Origin of the sequence: Pseudofrankia saprophytica (assembly GCF_000235425.2) — a bacterium.
GTDB lineage: Bacteria > Actinomycetota > Actinomycetes > Frankiales > Frankiaceae > Pseudofrankia > Pseudofrankia saprophytica.
The window spans coordinates 5,713,778-5,729,557 of sequence record NZ_KI912266.1 but is presented as its reverse complement, the minus strand read 5'-3'; the positions used below and the strand labels follow the sequence as shown (position 1 = coordinate 5,729,557).

Annotated in this window: 15 protein-coding genes; 11 read left to right on the top strand and 4 right to left on the bottom strand. The window is 70.7% G+C overall.

The annotated features are described in order from the left end of the window. Positions 1-32: 32 nt before the first annotated feature. The gene (locus tag FRCN3DRAFT_RS0224150; RefSeq protein WP_007510910.1) at positions 33-1,199 is read right to left on the bottom strand and encodes an acyl-CoA dehydrogenase family protein; all 1,167 of its coding nucleotides are present in this window, start codon (positions 1,197-1,199) and stop codon (positions 33-35) included. Then, the gene (locus tag FRCN3DRAFT_RS0224145; RefSeq protein WP_007510912.1) at positions 1,189-2,157 is read right to left on the bottom strand and encodes an acyl-CoA dehydrogenase family protein; all 969 of its coding nucleotides are present in this window, start codon (positions 2,155-2,157) and stop codon (positions 1,189-1,191) included. The genes FRCN3DRAFT_RS0224150 and FRCN3DRAFT_RS0224145 overlap by 11 nt, the downstream gene beginning before the upstream one ends. A 151-nt stretch (positions 2,158-2,308) precedes the next feature. Between FRCN3DRAFT_RS0224145 and FRCN3DRAFT_RS0224140 the strand changes: the two genes are divergently transcribed. The 5 genes from FRCN3DRAFT_RS0224140 to FRCN3DRAFT_RS0224120 all read left to right on the top strand — a co-directional run bounded on the left by FRCN3DRAFT_RS0224140 (position 2,309) and on the right by FRCN3DRAFT_RS0224120 (position 8,227). Then, a complete protein-coding gene (locus tag FRCN3DRAFT_RS0224140) occupies positions 2,309-3,514 on the top strand; it encodes an amidohydrolase family protein (RefSeq protein WP_232794125.1) in 1,206 nt (401 codons plus the stop codon). 106 nt (positions 3,515-3,620) lie between these two features. Continuing rightward, positions 3,621-4,772, top strand: coding sequence for an acyl-CoA dehydrogenase family protein (locus FRCN3DRAFT_RS0224135; RefSeq protein ID WP_007510916.1), 1,152 nt, complete (start codon positions 3,621-3,623; stop codon positions 4,770-4,772). Continuing rightward, a complete protein-coding gene (locus FRCN3DRAFT_RS0224130) occupies positions 4,769-6,049 on the top strand; it encodes an acyl-CoA dehydrogenase family protein (RefSeq protein WP_007510918.1) in 1,281 nt (426 codons plus the stop codon). Before FRCN3DRAFT_RS0224135 ends, FRCN3DRAFT_RS0224130 begins: the two co-directional genes overlap by 4 nt. 46 nt (positions 6,050-6,095) lie before the next feature. After that, a complete protein-coding gene (locus FRCN3DRAFT_RS0224125) occupies positions 6,096-7,253 on the top strand; it encodes an acyl-CoA dehydrogenase family protein (RefSeq protein WP_007510920.1) in 1,158 nt (385 codons plus the stop codon). Continuing rightward, on the top strand, positions 7,250-8,227 hold the full coding sequence (locus FRCN3DRAFT_RS0224120; protein WP_007510922.1) for an acyl-CoA dehydrogenase family protein: 978 nt from the start codon (positions 7,250-7,252) through the stop codon (positions 8,225-8,227). Before FRCN3DRAFT_RS0224125 ends, FRCN3DRAFT_RS0224120 begins: the two co-directional genes overlap by 4 nt. Positions 8,228-8,382: 155 nt before the next feature. On the opposite strand, the gene FRCN3DRAFT_RS0224115 is transcribed toward FRCN3DRAFT_RS0224120, so the two are convergent. Further along, a complete protein-coding gene (locus FRCN3DRAFT_RS0224115; protein ID WP_007510923.1) occupies positions 8,383-9,111 on the bottom strand; it encodes a TetR/AcrR family transcriptional regulator in 729 nt (242 codons plus the stop codon). A gap of 442 nt (positions 9,112-9,553) precedes the next feature. Between FRCN3DRAFT_RS0224115 and FRCN3DRAFT_RS0224110 the strand changes: the two genes are divergently transcribed. The 5 genes from FRCN3DRAFT_RS0224110 (at position 9,554) to FRCN3DRAFT_RS0224090 (ending at position 13,375) form a co-directional block, all read left to right on the top strand. Next, positions 9,554-10,765 (top strand): acetyl-CoA C-acetyltransferase, encoded by a 1,212-nt coding sequence (locus tag FRCN3DRAFT_RS0224110; protein WP_007510925.1) that lies wholly within the window; start codon positions 9,554-9,556, stop codon positions 10,763-10,765. Between the two features lie 110 nt (positions 10,766-10,875). Continuing rightward, a complete protein-coding gene (locus tag FRCN3DRAFT_RS0224105; protein ID WP_007510927.1) occupies positions 10,876-11,262 on the top strand; it encodes a hypothetical protein in 387 nt (128 codons plus the stop codon). Between the two features lie 60 nt (positions 11,263-11,322). Then, positions 11,323-12,333 carry an LLM class F420-dependent oxidoreductase gene (locus tag FRCN3DRAFT_RS0224100; RefSeq protein WP_007510929.1) on the top strand — a complete coding sequence of 337 codons (1,011 nt, stop codon included), beginning with the start codon at positions 11,323-11,325 and terminating at the stop codon, positions 12,331-12,333. A gap of 79 nt (positions 12,334-12,412) precedes the next feature. After that, on the top strand, positions 12,413-12,820 hold the full coding sequence (locus FRCN3DRAFT_RS0224095) for a nuclear transport factor 2 family protein (RefSeq protein WP_035929319.1): 408 nt from the start codon (positions 12,413-12,415) through the stop codon (positions 12,818-12,820). Positions 12,821-12,946: 126 nt separating this feature from the next. Beyond that, positions 12,947-13,375 carry a nuclear transport factor 2 family protein gene (locus FRCN3DRAFT_RS0224090; protein ID WP_007510932.1) on the top strand — a complete coding sequence of 143 codons (429 nt, stop codon included), beginning with the start codon at positions 12,947-12,949 and terminating at the stop codon, positions 13,373-13,375. 365 nt (positions 13,376-13,740) lie between these two features. Here the strand turns inward: FRCN3DRAFT_RS0224090 and FRCN3DRAFT_RS58245 are convergent, their stop codons facing one another. Continuing rightward, complete coding sequence (locus FRCN3DRAFT_RS58245; protein WP_007510934.1) at positions 13,741-13,989, bottom strand: AMP-binding protein; 249 nt, start codon at positions 13,987-13,989, stop codon at positions 13,741-13,743. Positions 13,990-14,043: 54 nt separating this feature from the next. Here FRCN3DRAFT_RS58245 and FRCN3DRAFT_RS0224080 point away from each other — a divergent pair, with 54 nt between their 5' ends. After that, positions 14,044-15,768 (top strand): N-acyl-D-amino-acid deacylase family protein, encoded by a 1,725-nt coding sequence (locus FRCN3DRAFT_RS0224080; RefSeq protein ID WP_007510936.1) that lies wholly within the window; start codon positions 14,044-14,046, stop codon positions 15,766-15,768. Positions 15,769-15,780: the final 12 nt, after the last annotated feature.

Here is a 15,780-nt window from a genome sequence, read left to right as displayed (position 1 = left end):
TGGTCCTGGCAGCCTCGAGGTGGCCAGGCTTGTCACGACCGCGGTAGGCCGAGGAGCTGGCGGCCGATGAGCCCTCGCATGATCTCCGAGGCGCCGCCCGAGATGGTCAGGGCTCGCCCCCAGAGGTAGTTGTGGTGCCATCGTCTCGCGACCTCGACGTCGGCATCGTCGATCGAGACGGAGGAGGAGATCAGTTCCATCGCGAGGTCGCACAGCGCGACGTTGGTCTCGGTGTAGGCGAGCTTGGCGACGGGGCCGTCGCTGGGGTGCTCGTCGCCCGCCAGTATCCGGTCGACGGTGTCGCGGACGATGAGCGTGACCTCCTCGACGCGGGTGAGGGCGTCCGCGATCCGTGCCTGGACATCCTCGTGCTCCAGCGCGGTCGTGCCGTCGGCCAGCCGGGCGGCCGCGGCGAGCGAGACCAGGTCGGCGAACATGCGCTCGAGCTGTACGGCGTTGGCTCCGACGAAGGCGCGCTCGGAGGCCAGCCCCGACGTCACCACCTTCCACCCGCCGTTCACCTCGCCGAGGACGTGCTCGCGGCCGAGGCGCACCCCGTCGAGGAACACCTCGCAGAACTCCGCGTAACCGGTCATCTCGCGGATGGGTCGGATCTCCATGCCGGGAAGGTCCATCGGGACGACGAACGCGGTGATCCCGGCATGGCGGTCGACCGTGGGGTCCGTGCGGGCCAGCAGCATCCCCATGTCGGCCCATTGCGCGTCGGTGCTCCAGATCTTCTGGCCGGTCACGACGAACTCCTCGCCGTCCGGTTCGGCGCGGGTGCGCAACGACGCCAGGTCGCTGCCCGCGCCGGGCTCGCTGAACAGCTGGCACCAGATGTGCTCGCCGGCGCGGATGCGGGGGAGCAGCTCGCTCTTCTGGGTGTCGGAGCCGAACCCGATGATCGCGTGGCTTGCCAACATCACCTGGTCCAGCGGGCGATACGCGTCGCCGCGGATGAGCTCCTCCATCAGGACGAGGTCGTGGGCGGCGAGGTGGTCGGCCCGGCCGCCCCACTCCCGCGGCCAGCCCCCGCCCAGGTGCCCGGCCTCGTAGAGCGCCCGCAACCAGGCCCGGATCGCCTTCTCCTCGTCCTGGTTCCGGGGGACCCGAACGCCTTCTCCCTGCATGGGTACGCCGTGTTCGGCGATGAAGGACCGGACCTGTTCCCGGTAGGCCTCGACATCAGCGCGCATGGGTCCATCCCTCGAGGTCCGCGAGCGACCGCCGGGCCGCCCGGGGGTTGGCGGCCAACCGGGCGTCCTGATGGGCTCGGCGGTCGTAGAAGTGCAGCCCGTACTCCCAGGTGAAGCCGATCGCGCCGGTGAGCTGGAGCAGGTCGTGCAGGATGAGCGGCGCGCCGGAACTCGCGCTCAGCGACGCCGACGCGGCGGCACGCCGCAGGCGGACGGGATCGGCGCCGAACAACCTGGCCGCCTCACGGACCACGAGTGTCATGCCCCGCACCCGTACCGCGTGGTCGGCGAGACGGTGCTGTACCGCCTGGAAGGCGCCGATCGGCCGGCCGAACGCCTGGCGCTGGCCGGCGTAGGTGACGGCGCGGTCGAGCATCCGGCGCGCGCAGCCGACGGCGTCCGCGGCGAGGAGCAGCTCGTACAGGGCCACGGCGTGGCCGGGGGCCGTGAGCCGGTGGCCGCCGCGCGCGTCCACGGTGACATCGGCGCAGGTCCTGGAGACGTCGAAGTGATGAGGCGCGGTGTCGACCGTCCAGCTGCTCGGATCGACGAACAGCACCAGGCCGTTTCCTGGCTGTTCCAGCAGCAGGGCATCCGATCCTGGCAAGCCGTCGACCAGCCGGGCGAGCCGGCCGTCCGCGCCGAGGTGTCCGAACGCGCAGACCCGTTCGCCGGCGAGGATGCCACCGAGAAGTTCGTCGACGACGGGGTCGTCGGTGATCTGGGCCAGTGCGTGGGCGCTCGCGGTCAGCCCCGCATACGGGCTTGCGTGCAGCGCCGCGCCGAGTTCCATCGCGGTCATCACCGCCGCGTCGACCCGCAGCCCGAAGCCGCCCAGCGGCTCGGGCACGCACAGGCCCGGCACGCCGAGCTCCGCCATCGCCGGCCACGCCAGGCGCCACTCGGTGGCGACGGCGGATGGAAGATCTTGCCGGTCGGTACCGAGCGTCCCGCGCACGGCCTCCCGTAGCTGGTGAAGCTCGTCAGGAGCTGTCGTGGTGGACAGAGCGGCCTCGACTTTCGGTACCCAGGAACCTCGACATTGGTATCGACTTCGATATTCTGGCGACGCCGGGCCCGGCGTCAAGCCGCGCGCCCGATGATCGACCGTGGACGAGAGGCCGACCGGGATGAACCAGGCAGCTCCGTGGATCTTCGACTTCGACAACCACTACTACGAAGCGGAAGACGCGTTCACGCGGTACCAGGACCGGGCGCTGCGCAACCGGGGCGTCCGGTGGGCGGGCGTGGACGGGCAGCGGCGGATCCTGATCAATGGAAAGATCAACAACTACATCGCGAACCCGACGTTCAATCCCGTCGCCAAGCCCGGAGCTCTCTACGACTGGTACCGGGGTAACCCGCGCCGGCAGCAGATCAGGGACGCGTTCGGTGAGCTGGAGCCGCTGCGGCCGGAGTACCGCGACCGCAAGGCCCGCCTCCAGGTGATGGACGAGCAGGGGCTGGCCGGCACGCTGCTGTTCCCGACGCTCGGCGTCGGCGTCGAGGACGCGCTCAGGCACGATCCGGAGGCCTGCGCCAAGGTCTTCGAGGCGTTCAACCGGTGGCTCGACGACGACTGGGGCTTCCGCTACGAGGACCGGCTGTTCGCCGTGCCGTGCATCCCCCTGCTCGACCCGGCGGCCGCCACCGGGGAGCTGAGGCGCGTGGTCGAGGCCGGGGCCGTGGCCGTGAACGTCCGCAACGCGCCGGTGCCGGTGCCCGGTGGCTTCCGCTCGCCCTTCGACCCGGCCTACGACCCGTTCTGGGGGCTCGCCGCCGAGGCTGGCATTCCCGTGGCGACGCACGCCGGGCTCGACGGCTACGACGCCCTGGTCCAGATGTGGGAGCCGGGCGGCGAGGAGAACTCGCTGTTCCGCTCTCCGCTGCGCGGCATCGTGACCAAGGGCCGGGCGGTCAGCGACTTCTATGCCGCCGCGGTGTGCCACAAGGTCTTCGACCGTTTCCCCACCCTGCGGTTCGCGAGCGTCGAGAATGGCGCGTCCTGGGTTCCGGAGCTGCTGCACCGCCTCGACGACGCCGCCAACCGCAACCCGGGCTACTTCCGCGACCACCCGCGGGAGGTCTTCGGTGAACATGTGTGGATCACGCCGTTCTGGGAGGACCACATCGACGAGCTCGTCGCCGACGTGCGCGTCGACCGGCTACTGCTCGGTTCGGACTGGCCGCATGCCGAGGGCACCCGCGCACCGGCCGACTTCGTGACCGAGTCGCTCGCTGGCCTGCCGGACGAGGACGTCCGACGGATCGCGCGGGAGAACGCGCTCGAGGCACTGGGGATCTCGCTCGGCTGAACCGGCCGGAAACGGCGGGACGACACCACGCCGGCCCGGACCGGAGACGGTTTGGCGGTACGCGCGGGGACTGGGGCCGGTGGGATCCGGCCGAGTGGAGGATCTGATGAAGGTAGGACTGGCCGCGGAGCAGGAGCTTCTGGTCAGCACGACGCGCAGGTTCCTGCGGGACACCGTTCCCGGGGATGTCCTGCGCGAGCTTCGGCACGACCAGCGGGGATACCGACCGGAGTACTGGAAGGCCGGGGTCGAGCTGGGATGGACCTCGCTGCTGGTCGCCGAGGAGCATGGCGGCGGAAGCGTGAGCGGCGTGGGCCTGGTCGATCTGGCGTTGGTGGCGTACGAGTTCGGGCGTCATGCGGCGCCCGGGCCGTTGCTGGGGGCGAACGTGGTCGCCGGCGCGCTGTCCCGGGCGGGCGGCGAGGCGGCCGAGCAGGCATTGGACCGGATCTGCGCCGGTGACGCGGTCGGGGCGTGGTGTCTGAGTGAGCCGGTCCCTCATGACCGGTTGGGTGAGGTCACCGCGACGGCTGTGGCCTCGGGTGCGGACTGGGTGCTTTCGGGCGAGAAGGCGCCGGTCGAGCACGGCGCCGAGGCACAGCTGTTCCTGGTCACGGCGAGGACCGGCGACGGGCTGACGCAGCTGCTCGTGCCGGCCGACAGCGCCGGTGTCACGGTCACCCCGTTGAAGACCCTGGACACGTCTCGCAGGTTCGCCCGGGTCGGGTTCCGTGAGGTGCGGGTTGCGGGGGCGGCCGTCGTCGGGAAGCCGGGGGCGGCGGCGGAGGAGGTCGAGCGGCAGTTGCGGACGGCCCTGGTGATCCAGACAGCGGAGATGGTCGGCGCGATGGACCGGGCGTTCGAGCTGACGATGGCCTGGGCGGGTGACCGGTACTCGTTCGGCCGGCCGTTGGCCTCGTACCAGGCGCTGAAGCACCGGTTCGCGGATCTGAAGATGTGGCTGGAGACCAGCCATGCGGTGGCGGACGCGGCCGCGGCCGCGGTGGGGGCCGAGGACGAGCGGGCGGCGGAGCTGGTCAGCGCGGCGAAGGCGTACATCGGGCAGTACGGCCCGGAGCTGTGCCAGGACTGCGTCCAGCTACACGGCGGCATCGGCGTGACGTTCGAGCACGATCTGCACCTGTACCTGCGCCGGGTGGCGGTGGCGAGCGCGCTGCTGGGCACGCCCCGCGAGCACCGGCTGCGCGTCACCTCCCTGGTCGAAGCGAAGAGCGGCGCACGAAAGGTCGAGGCGTGAGCATCGAGGAGACCGAGTCGGTCGAGGACTTCCGGTCGCGTGCACGCGGCTGGCTCGCGCGGAACATGCCGCGCGCCGAGCCGGATGCCACCGGCCGGATGACCGTCCGTCCGGACGAGGAGGAGCTGGCCGAGGTCGCCGAGGAGCGGCGGCTGCAGCGGCTGCTGTGGGATGGAGGCCTCGCCGGCATCTGTTTCCCGAGGCAGTACGGCGGGCTGGGCCTGACACCCGCCCATGCCGCGGCGTTCAACGAGGAGATCGCTGGATACCGGTTCCCGGCGCGGCTGCAGGTGCCGACGATGACGCCGTGCGCGGCGGTCATCCTCGAGTTCGGGACCGAACAGCAGAAGCGAGAGCACATCCCGGCGATCCTGCGGGGGGAGGAGCTGTGGATGCAGTTCCTGTCCGAGCCGGGGTCGGGGTCGGACGTGGCGGGCGCGAAGACGAGCGCCGTGCGCGAGGGCGACGAGTGGGTGATCAACGGCTCCAAGATCTGGACGACCGGGGCGTGGTGGTCGGACTGGGGCCTGTGCCTGGCCCGGACCAACTGGGACGTGCCCAAGCACCGCGGGCTCACCGTCTTCCTGTTGCCGATCCACCAGCCGGGGATCGAGATCTCACGCATCGAGATGCTCGACGGGAACAAGGAGTTCTGCCAGGAGTACCTGACCGACGTCCGGGTTCCCGACAGCGCCCGCGTCGGCGGCGTGGACGACGGCTGGACCGTGGTCACCCGCTGGTTGTTCTTCGAGCGTTCGTTCACCTCGTCGCCGTACACCATCCGTCCGGCCGGAACCGGCGGCGGCGAGAGCTTCTACGGCGAGAACGGCGTCAGCCTGGTCCGGCTGGCGGAACGGGCCGGCCGGCTGGCCGATCCGAGTGCCCGTGACCTGATCGGCGAGGGACACACCCTGAACGTGGCGATGCGCGAGCTGGACCGCCGGCTGCAGGCGGTCGCCGCGGCGGGAAAGGGATCGGACCAGCTCGCGGCGGTCGGGCGGCTGATGCACGGGGTCGTCTCGGCCCGCCTGGCGACCATCGCGTTCGACCTGGCCGGCCCGACCGCGGTGGCCAGCGACGACGACGAAGACGCGCTCGGAAGCCGAGGCATGAGCTATCTGCTCCGCCAGATCGGCTCGATCGGCGGCGGTACGACCGAGATGGCGCGCAACGTCATCAGCGAGCGCGTACTGGGAATGCCACGAGAGACCGCTCTCGACCGCAACGTTCCCTACCGCGAGGTACGCACGGCGCCCTCGTCCGCGTCGCGGCCCTGACGAGTCCCCGGTGTTTCGAGATTCTGATGTTCCTACGTTGACGCCCATGGCGCAGACAAGTGCCAGCAGCGAGACCGGTTCGCTCCGTGACGATGTATATGCGTACGGGACGTCCTTCGAAGCGTGGCTGGCCTCCCGCCCGGCCGAGCTGGTGGCGGCGGCCCGCCCGCTCGCGGCGTACTCGGAGCGGGTCGCGGTGACGTCCGAGCTCATGCGCGCCCTGTTCGACGAGGGCTGGGCGCGCTACGGGTGGCCCGAGCAGGTCGGCGGGTTGGGCGGTGGCATCCTGCACCGGGCCGCGATGTGGGAGGCGCTCGCCCGGCACGGACTCCCGGCCATGGCGCTGTTCGAACACCTGGAGATCCTGGCTCCGACCCTGGTGGCCATGGGCGACCAGGGCTTCGTGGCGCGGACGCTGCCACGGTTCCTGCGCGGTGAGGCACTCTGGTCGCAGGGGTTCTCCGAGCCGGAGGCGGGCTCGGACCTCGCCAGCCTCCGTACTCGTGCCGTCGCCGCCGACGGCTCCTACCTCATCACCGGCCGCAAGATCTGGACCAGCTGGGCCCGGTACGCGACCTGGTGCCTGGTCCTCGCGCGGACCGGAACTCCTGAGTCCCGCCATCGGGGCCTCACGGCGTTCGCCGTGGACCTGCGCTCACCGGGCGTCGAAGTCCGCCCGATCGAGCAGGCGAACGGCACCGACGAACTCGCCGAGGTCACCTTCGACGCCGTCCCCGTCGGGCCGGACCGGATCGTCGGCGAGCGCGGCGGCGGCTGGCGCGTGGCCATGCACATCCTCGCCCACGAGCGGGGCACCTTCGCCTGGTTCCGGCACAACTTCCTCTACCGCCAGCTGCTCGACACCGCCGAAGCCGGCACGCCCGCGACCGACAGCCTCCTCGGTGACGCCCTGCTGGACCTGGCCGCTGTCCGAGCCAGCAGCCACCTCGGCCTGCACACCCACGCGACCGGCGCACCACTCGGCCCCAAGGCCGCCTTCGTGAAGCTCCTGCTGGCCGCGAGCGAGCAGTCGGTCAACGACTGGGCGCTGGCCAGCGACCCGGACCTCGCGGTCGGGACACAGGACGCGCACACCGCGACGCGTCGTCAGGACTACCTGTTCTCCCGCATCGTGACCGTGTACGGAGGTTCCCAGCAGATGCAGCTCGACACCATCGCCAAGCAGATCCTGCGGCTGCCATGACGATGGCCATGGAACAGGCCGACCGGGAGTTCCTCGACGCGGCGTGTCTCGCGCTGCGCGCGTCCAGCCAGGGCGGCGACCCGTTGGACGCGCTGGGCTGGTGGGACCTGCTTCCCGACCTGGCCGACCGGGACAGCCGGATGGCCGCGCTTGCGCTGTTCCGCGCCCAGGGCCGGGAACTGGCGACGTCCGCCGCGCTGGGCGCCCTGATGGCCCAGCCCTTCCTCGCTGTCACCGGGCACACCCCCGGATCGCTCATCGCGACCGTCAACCGCCACTCCCCGCGGCGAAGTGAGCGAGTGGTCGTCCTCGGCGACGTCGCCGGCAGGTCCCTGCTCATCGACCGCCCAGGCCAGGGCGCGGGCGTCGTCGACGCGGACCTGGTCGAGCTTCGTCCGCTCGACCTCGCGGGCCGCCTCGCCATCCACGAGGTCGAGATGGACCCGTCCGCCTGGACTCCCACGGTCGAAGAGCGCCACGCCTCGCCGGTCCGGGGCCGAGGTCTGTTCCTCGGCCGTCTGGCCGTCGCCCTGGACATCCTGGGCGCGGCCGAGGGCACGCTCGCGCTGGCGGTGGCGCACGCCGGCGCGCGAGAACAGTTCGGCCAGCCCATCGGCATGTTCCAGGCGGTCCGTCACCTGCTCGCCTGGGCGCAGACCGACTGCGTCGCGCTCGAGAGCGCCGCCGTCACCGCGGTCCGCCTCGACGAGGCGACGCCCCCACGCCACGACGAGGTCCTCAAGGCACTGGCCGGCCGCAACGGGCGCCGCGTCTGCGAACGCACCCTGCAGGTACTGGGCGCCATCGGCTTCACCGCGGAACACAGCCACCACCACTTCCACAGCCGGGTACTCGCCCTCGACGCCCTACTGGGCACCTCCGCGGAGCTGACCCACGCACTGGGCACCTGGGTACGTCAGACACGCACCGACCCGGCCGTGAACGCCGCGGTGCTGCTCGCCAACCCGAGGTAAAGATCGCCAGCGGGCAGGCGAGGCCCGGTGCGCGCACAGCGCGGGCCTGGTTGGGCCGCCGGCGGCTAGCGGGTAGGGCTGTGCCGTCCCTGGCGGAGTCGCCGCCGGTGTTCACCTGTGATCAGCGGGCGCTTCAGGGTAGGGGTGGCGCTGGCTCACCGCCGCGCTGCGATGGGGCCGGGCGGTGGGTGATCGAGATCGCGGATGCCGAGGGCGTTGGTCCAGATGCGGGTGAGGGCGTCGACGGCGGTATCCACGTCGAAGGCGACGGGGTCGTGGGAGTTGAACATCAGCTCGGCGAAGTAGGCGACCATCCCACCGAGGGCCTGGGCGGCGTAGTAGGGCTCGACAGTGGAGTCGGCGATGCCGTCCTGCTGCATCTGGCGGATGCGCCGTTCGATGGCGTGGGCGAAGGCGTCCTGGCGTTGAAAGCGGATGCGCCAGACCTCGACGTCGATGGTCGCGACCTGGTGGATGACGCGCATGATGCCGGCGTTGGCGGCGTAGGTGCGCAGGTAGTGCTCGTTGGCGGCGCGGATGCGCGCGACCGGGTCGGGGTCGCTGTCTGGCGCGGGGTCGACGGTGAGCAGATCGAGCTCGACCGAGTCGACGACCTTCCGGAAGATCTCTTCCTTGGAGACGAAGTACGTGTAGAACGAGCCGTGCGAGACGCCGGCCTCGTCGCAGATGTCGGCGACGCGGGCGTGCAGGAAGCCGTCGCGTTCGAACACGGTCCGGGCGGCGTCGAGGAGCTGATCGCGGGTCTGGCGGCCGCGATTGGTGCGTCCCGTGCCGCGTCGCTTCCCTCGGGCTTCGCCCTGCCAGCCGCGGGTGGCGTTGGGGATGGACGCGATCTGTTCGGCGCGAGGGGTTCCTTCGGACACGGGTGGATCCTCTCCTGACGACATGAACCCTGACGGCGCGCTGTCGGTTACCTGCCGTCCCTGGACAGGATCTTGCTCATCGTAGTGAGGCGCGGGCCTGGCGGACTGCGTCTCGGCCGCGCCTGGAGGCTCTGCCTGGCGCACGCTGGCGGTCGGTGTACCCGTTGCCAATGCCCACGGGTTGTCGTTAGGGTCCTCTATGTCGAAGTTGACGTCAACATAGAGGCAGCGATGCTGGTCGGCCAGCGCCCTGCCGTTCACCCCGGTGGCCACGCGTGGGTTGGGGACGAGGCGTGCGATGGCTGGCCGCGTGTTCGCGTCTCGCGCGACGGCTCCTCGTGCGGGTGCCCTGTCCATCGGACCAGGACGCCGCATCGTCGCGTCGTGTCTGACGCCCACCGGAGCCCACATGCGAGGACAAGCTGGCGAGGAGAGGACGGACATGCGGACAGCGGTGATCTGCGAGCCGGTGCGTACCGCGGTGGGTGGCTACGGCGGCGCTCTGAAGCCTCTGGCGGCCCATGAACTGGGCGCCGCGGTCGTGCGTGGCCTGCTGGAGCGGACCGGCCTGGGCAGCTCGGACGTGGATGATGTGCTGTTCGGTTCGTGCTACCCGACCATGGATGCGCCGGCGCTGGGTCGGGTGGTCGCGCTCGACGCCGGGCTCGACATCGAGGTTCCCGGACTGCAGTTGGACCGCCGGTGTGGTTCGGGGGTGCAGGCGGTGGTCACGGCGGCGATGATGGTCCAGACGGGTGTCGCGGACGTCGTGATCGCCGGTGGCGCGGAGAGCATGAGCAACGCCGCGTTCTACTCCACCGAGATGCGCTGGGGCGCCCGCGGCGGCGCGGTGACATTGCACGACGCGCTGGCGCGGGGGCGTACCACGGCCGGCGGCCGCCGTTTCCCGGTCCCCGGCGGGATGATCGAGACTGCCGAGAACCTTCGCAAGGAATACGGGATCTCTCGTTCGGAGCAGGACGAGCTCGCGTTGCGTTCGCATCGGCGCGCCGTCGACGCCCAGCGGGCCGGCCGGTTCGCCGGCGAGCTCATCCCGGTGACGGTGGCCACGCGCAAGGGCGACGTCATCGTGGATGCCGACGAGCACCCGCGCGCTGACACGACGCTGGAGAGGCTGGCCGCGCTGCGGCCCATCCTGCGGGCGTCCGACCCGGACGCCACGGTGACACCGGGCAATGCCAGCGGGCAGAACGACGGCGCCGCGGCCTGCGTCGTGACGCATCCCGCCGAGGCGCAACGGCTCGGCCTGCGACCGTTGGCGCGGCTGGTCAGCTGGGCCGTCGCCGGTGTCGCGCCCGCCAGGATGGGGATCGGACCGGTCCCGGCGACCGCGAAGGCCCTCGACCGTGCGGGGCTGAAACTGTCCGACCTGGATCTGATCGAACTGAACGAGGCGTTCGCCGCCCAGGTCCTCGCCTGCACCCGGGAATGGGGCCTCACGGACGCCGACTGGGACCGCGTCAACGTCAACGGCTCCGGGATCTCCCTGGGACACCCCGTCGCGGCGACCGGCGGCCGGATCCTCGCGACGATGCTCCGCGAGATGCACCGACGCGACGCCCGGTACGGGCTGGAGACACTCTGCATCGGCGGAGGCCAGGGAATCGCGGCGATATTCGAACGCCTCGACTGAACGCCGCGATGCGCGGGCCAGGATTCACCATCCCATCGTCTTCCGGTCGGCGGACGGCACTGCGCACCTGGACGAGACCCAGGCCGGCCAGTACTGACGAGCTCGTCGACGTGCTCGCGGCGCTGCACACTCTCGACCCGACCGCGGTCGGGCTCGAGTCGTTCGGACGCTCGGCATGGTCGTCCCTCTACTGGGGAGACATCGGCGCGTCGATCTGGACCGGCACGCAGGCCCACCGGGCCAACCCCGGCTTCGGGACCACCGACGAACCGCTGAACCGCTACGCGCGGGCCAGCGGACGTGATCTCGGCGCGGTCGAGTTCTACGCCGCGGTGGCCACCATCAAGATGGCCGTCATCATCGCGGGCGCGCGGGTCCGCGTCTCGGAGACCGATCCGCAACGGGCACAGCAGTTGGAAGACAAGACCCGCCTGCTCACGCGGACCGCGCTCAAGGCCGCCTGCCGTGTGCCGCCCGCAATATACGGCCGACCGTGAGTTTCTGGACGTGGCGTGCCTCGCGCTGCATGCCGTCGCTGGGAAAAGGAGAGAATGCCGGTGTCGAAGGTCGAGTTGGGGCTGAGCCTCGCCGGGATCCCTCGGGACGCGGCCGCGCTTGCCGCGGTGGCGCGGCGAGCCGAGGAGTCCGGGTACGGCTCCGTGTGGACGGGCGAGGCGTGGGGGAGTGACGCCTTCACGCCGTTGGCCTACGTCGCCGCGATCACCAGTCGGGTCCGGCTGGGCACGGCCATCGCGCAGATGCCGGCACGGACGCCGGCCGCGACCGCGATGACCGTGTTGACGCTGCAGCAGCTGTCCGGGGGGCGTTTCGTGCTCGGGCTGGGGGTGTCGGGGCCGCAGGTCGTCGAGGGGTGGCATGGCATGCCCTACCGTGCGCCGGTCCAGATGACGCGCGAGTACGTGGCCGTGCTGCGCAGGGCGCTGGCCGGGGCCGAGCGGCTGGAGTTCTCGGGCTCGGTCTTCTCGATTCCCTACACCGGTGCGGACGCGACCGGGCAGGGACGGGCGCTGCGGACCTCGATGCCACCGGCCGCTGACACGCCGATCCTCATCGCCGCCCTGGGCCCGAAGAACGTGGCGATGGCGGTCGAGGAGGCCGACGGCCTGCTTCCCTACCTGTGGAGCCCGACCCGATGGGACCGGGCCTGGGGAGACACGTTGGCGAAGGCCCCGGCGGGGTTCCAGGTGGCGCCGACGGTCGTCGCCTGCGTCGGCGACGACCTCGACGCGTGTCGTGACCGGGTGCGCCCGCAGCTGGCGCTGCATATCGGCGGCATGGGTTCGAAGTCGAAGAACTTCTATACCGCGCTTGTCGCCCGCTACGGGTACGAGGCCGAGGCCAGCCGCATCCAGGACCTCTACCTGAGTGGCGACCGTGCGGGTGCCCGCGCCGCTGTTCCGGACGAGCTCGTCGACGACCTGACGCTTGTCGGCCCGCTGCCCCGGATCGCCGACCAGCTCGCGGCCTGGCGTGACGGGCCGGTGACGACGCTGATCGTCGAGCCGACCGATCTCGGGATGCTGGAGCCGATCGCCAGCCTCTGGTGACCTGGCCCCAGGGGTCGTGCGCGGCTCGGAGATCATCACATATGTCGAAGTCGACGTCGATATTTACTACGCTGACGTTGTGACTGGCTTAGCGATCGAGGACCAGTTCGCCGTACGCGCGACGCTCGCCCGGTACTGCCACCGCTGCGACGACGGCGATCTCGCCGGTGTCGTGGCGCTGTTCACCGCCGACGGTGTCCTCGTTCACGGCGACCGAACCGCCCGCGGCACGGCTCAGCTGCTGGGGTTCTTCCAAAGCGCCCAGAGCAACCCCAGGCAGCGGGGCAAACATGTGACGGTCAACGCGGTGCTGGAGCCCGGTGGGGGCGGCCTGGTCCGGGTCATTGCCGACTTTGTGTTCCTGCGCTTCGCGGGTGAGCGCCTGGTCCCGGCGATCACCGGTCGCTACCACGACGAGATCGTCCGGGCCGACGGTGCCTGGCGGTTCGCCCGGCGCGAGGTGCACACCCTGGAGAGACCCGGGTGACCAGCCCCGGCCCGGCCCGGCGTGGCATCTCGCCGAGCCGTCGGCCGGCGCCACCGCTGGCCGTGACGGGTCACCCGGCCGGCCAGGATGTTCGTACACCTCTGACGGCTGCCCGGAGGAGTTCTGATGCTTCCCTCGCCCGCGGACCAGGTGGCCATCGGCGGCCTGCTGGCCCGCTACTGCCTGACGCTCGACCTGGACGACGTGGAGGGCTGGGTCGGTCTGTTCACCCCGGACGCCAGCTATCTGGTCTACGGGCGTTCCTTCGATGGGCGTGACGCGCTGCGGGCGATGATGCGCGCGGCTCCCGGTGGACTGCACCTCGGCGGCCCGCCGGTCATCGACATGGTCGGTCCGGACGAGGCCCGTACGACCCGCAACCTGCTCTTCGTCGACCGCGCCGACGGGGTCGCGCGGCATGCCGTCTACAGCGACGAGCTCGTCCGGACCCCGGACGGCTGGCGGATCAGCCGCTGCCGGTGCCAGTTCATCACGCCGGACGGCCTGTCCGACCGGCCCGCGCGCCCGAGGAGGCCGGCCACGGAAGGTTCGTGACGGCTGGGAGGTGATCCGGGCGAGCTCGGGGCGACGTGCTTTGTAAAAGTTGACATCAATATTGACATATGGGACGGTGGCTTCACCGTCGACCCGGTCAGACGGGACGGCCATGCGGCCGTGGCGGGGCTCGGGCAGGTCGGCCACGCCGGTGCTGCCTGCCTGGGCTCGCCCCGCCGGACGGATGTCCTCGTCGGTGAGCCAGTCGCGCGGCCATGGCGGGTGCGTGGACAGCACGTCCTCGATCTCGCGGGGAAGACGTTGAAGCCGCCGCTGACAATCATGTCCTTCTTGCGGTCCACGATCACGTAGAAACCGTGGTCGTCCTCAGGGGCGATGCCGCCGGTGTGCAGCCAGCCGCCCGCCTAGGCCTCGGCGGTCTGCTCCGGCTTGATCCAGTAGCCCTTCATGGCCAGCGGCCCACGCACGCAGATCTCCCCGGGCTCGTCGCGCGGGACCGGGTGTACCTGGCCGTCGAGCAGGGCGACCGTCAGCCACGGCACCGGTCGCCCGCAGGAGGCCAACCGGGAGCGGACGTATGCGATCTCCGGAAGGTCGGACAACGTGCCATCGATGTCCCAACTCTCCTTGACCGCTACTGTGCTCCGGGTCACTATGAAGCTCGATATTGAGGTCGATATCGGGCTTGGGAAGGTGAGTGATGGCGGATGCCGCTCTACGACCTTGTGATCAAAGGCGGAACGGTCATCGACGGCTTGCAGACTCCCCGCTACAGAGCTGACGTCGCCATCGCCGGCGGCCGGATCGTCCACATCGGCCGGGTGAGCGCGGCCGACGGCGCCGAGGTCGTTGACGCGGCCGGGAAGGTCGTCGCGCCCGGGTTCGTCGATCTGCACACGCACTACGACAGCCAGCTGTTCTGGGACCCGTGGTGCACGATGTCGGGCTGGCATGGCGTCACCAGCGTGGTGATCGGTAACTGTGGCTTTGGTTTCGCGCCCTGCAAGCCTGCCGATCGCGAGCGGGCCATGTTGAGCCTGTCGCGCAACGAGGCCGTGCCGATGGAAACCATGAAGGTCGGCATGCCGTGGGACTGGGAGACGTTCCCGGAGTTCCTCGAGAGCGTCGGCCGGGCGCCCAAGGGCGTCAACGTCATGTCATTCGTCCCGCTCGCCCCCCTGTATGGGTACGTGGTCGGCCTCGACGAGGCCAAGGGCCGCGCGGTCACCGACGACGAGCTGGAGCGCATGTGCCGGCTGCTCGTCGAGGCGATGGAGGCCGGCGGCTGCGGTTTATCGGCGCAGATCCTCGGCGATGTCGGCAACGTGCAGCTCGACTACGACGGCACGCCGATGGTGACCGATCTGATGAGCGAGCGCGACCTGCGGGCGTTCTGCCGGGCGCTTGGCTCGTTGGGCCGGGGTGTGGCCCAGGTGACATCGCCATTGGAAACGGCGGCGTTCATGGCCCGGGAGAGCGGTCGGCCGATCATCTGGAACGCGCTGTTGGCCGATGGCGCGCTCAACCAGCACGGCGGCCAGCAGCTCTCGCATCGGGACGCGCTCGCGCGCCTGGCCGAGCTGAATGAGGACGAGGGACTCCGGGTCTTCGCTCAGGCGCTCACCACGAACTTCGCCTCCGAGTTCACGTTCGAGGAGTACAACCTCACCGACACGATTCCGTGCTGGAAGGAGGCCCTGCTCGGCACGGTCGCCGAGAAGCGGGTGAAGCTCGCCGACCCCGCGCGGCGCGCAGCGATGAAGGAGGTCCACGAGCTGCGCGGTGGGCTGTTCGGTGCCGGCTATCCGCTTGGCGAGATCAAGGTTCACTGGATATCCAGCGACGTGGCGCGGGCCAGGGAGCTCAAGGAGACCTACGAGGGATTCACGGTCGGCGAGATCGCGGCGCGTGAGGGCAAGCATCCGATCGACGCGATGCTGGATGTGGCCGTCGCGGGTGAGCTGCGGGTCGGGTTCGCCACGCCGCTGCTGGAGACCCCGCCGGAGTCCATGCGCGAGATCGCGAACTGCCCGGTGGCGCTTCCCGGCGTCAGCGACGGCGGGGCGCACACCAAGTTCGTCACGACGGCCCGGTACCCGAGCGAACTGCTGGGGCTGTGGGTCCGTGAACACGGGATCATGACGTTGGAGCAGGCGCACTGGCGGCTGTCCGCCTATCCGGCCGCCGCCGCGGGCCTGAAAGGGCGGGGATTCCTGGCCGAGGGCGCGCCGGCCGACGTGGTCGTGTACGACCCGGACACCGTCGACAGCCTGCCGGCCGAGCGGGTCTGGGACTACCCGGCCGGCGAATGGCGGCTGATCCAGAAGGCCAGGGGCTACGACCGGATCATCGTCAACGGGAAGACCACGTTCATCGACGGCGAGTGCACGAAGGCGACTCCGGGCCGGCTCCTTCGCCACGGCACGGACTGAGCGCGGGAGCGA

What these genes read in the sequence shown, in the direction of transcription:
- FRCN3DRAFT_RS0224125 (WP_007510920.1), top strand. Translation starts at nt 6,096, where the DNA reads ATGGCGCAGACAAGTGCCAGCAGCGAGACCGGTTCGCTCCGTGACGAT.
- FRCN3DRAFT_RS0224135 (WP_007510916.1), top strand. Translation starts at nt 3,621, where the DNA reads ATGAAGGTAGGACTGGCCGCGGAGCAGGAGCTTCTGGTCAGCACGACG.
- FRCN3DRAFT_RS0224150 (WP_007510910.1), bottom strand. Translation starts at nt 1,199, where the DNA reads ATGCGCGCTGATGTCGAGGCCTACCGGGAACAGGTCCGGTCCTTCATC.
- FRCN3DRAFT_RS0224090 (WP_007510932.1), top strand. Translation starts at nt 12,947, where the DNA reads ATGCTTCCCTCGCCCGCGGACCAGGTGGCCATCGGCGGCCTGCTGGCC.
- FRCN3DRAFT_RS0224110 (WP_007510925.1), top strand. Translation starts at nt 9,554, where the DNA reads ATGCGGACAGCGGTGATCTGCGAGCCGGTGCGTACCGCGGTGGGTGGC.
- FRCN3DRAFT_RS0224120 (WP_007510922.1), top strand. Translation starts at nt 7,250, where the DNA reads ATGACGATGGCCATGGAACAGGCCGACCGGGAGTTCCTCGACGCGGCG.
- FRCN3DRAFT_RS0224080 (WP_007510936.1), top strand. Translation starts at nt 14,044, where the DNA reads ATGCCGCTCTACGACCTTGTGATCAAAGGCGGAACGGTCATCGACGGC.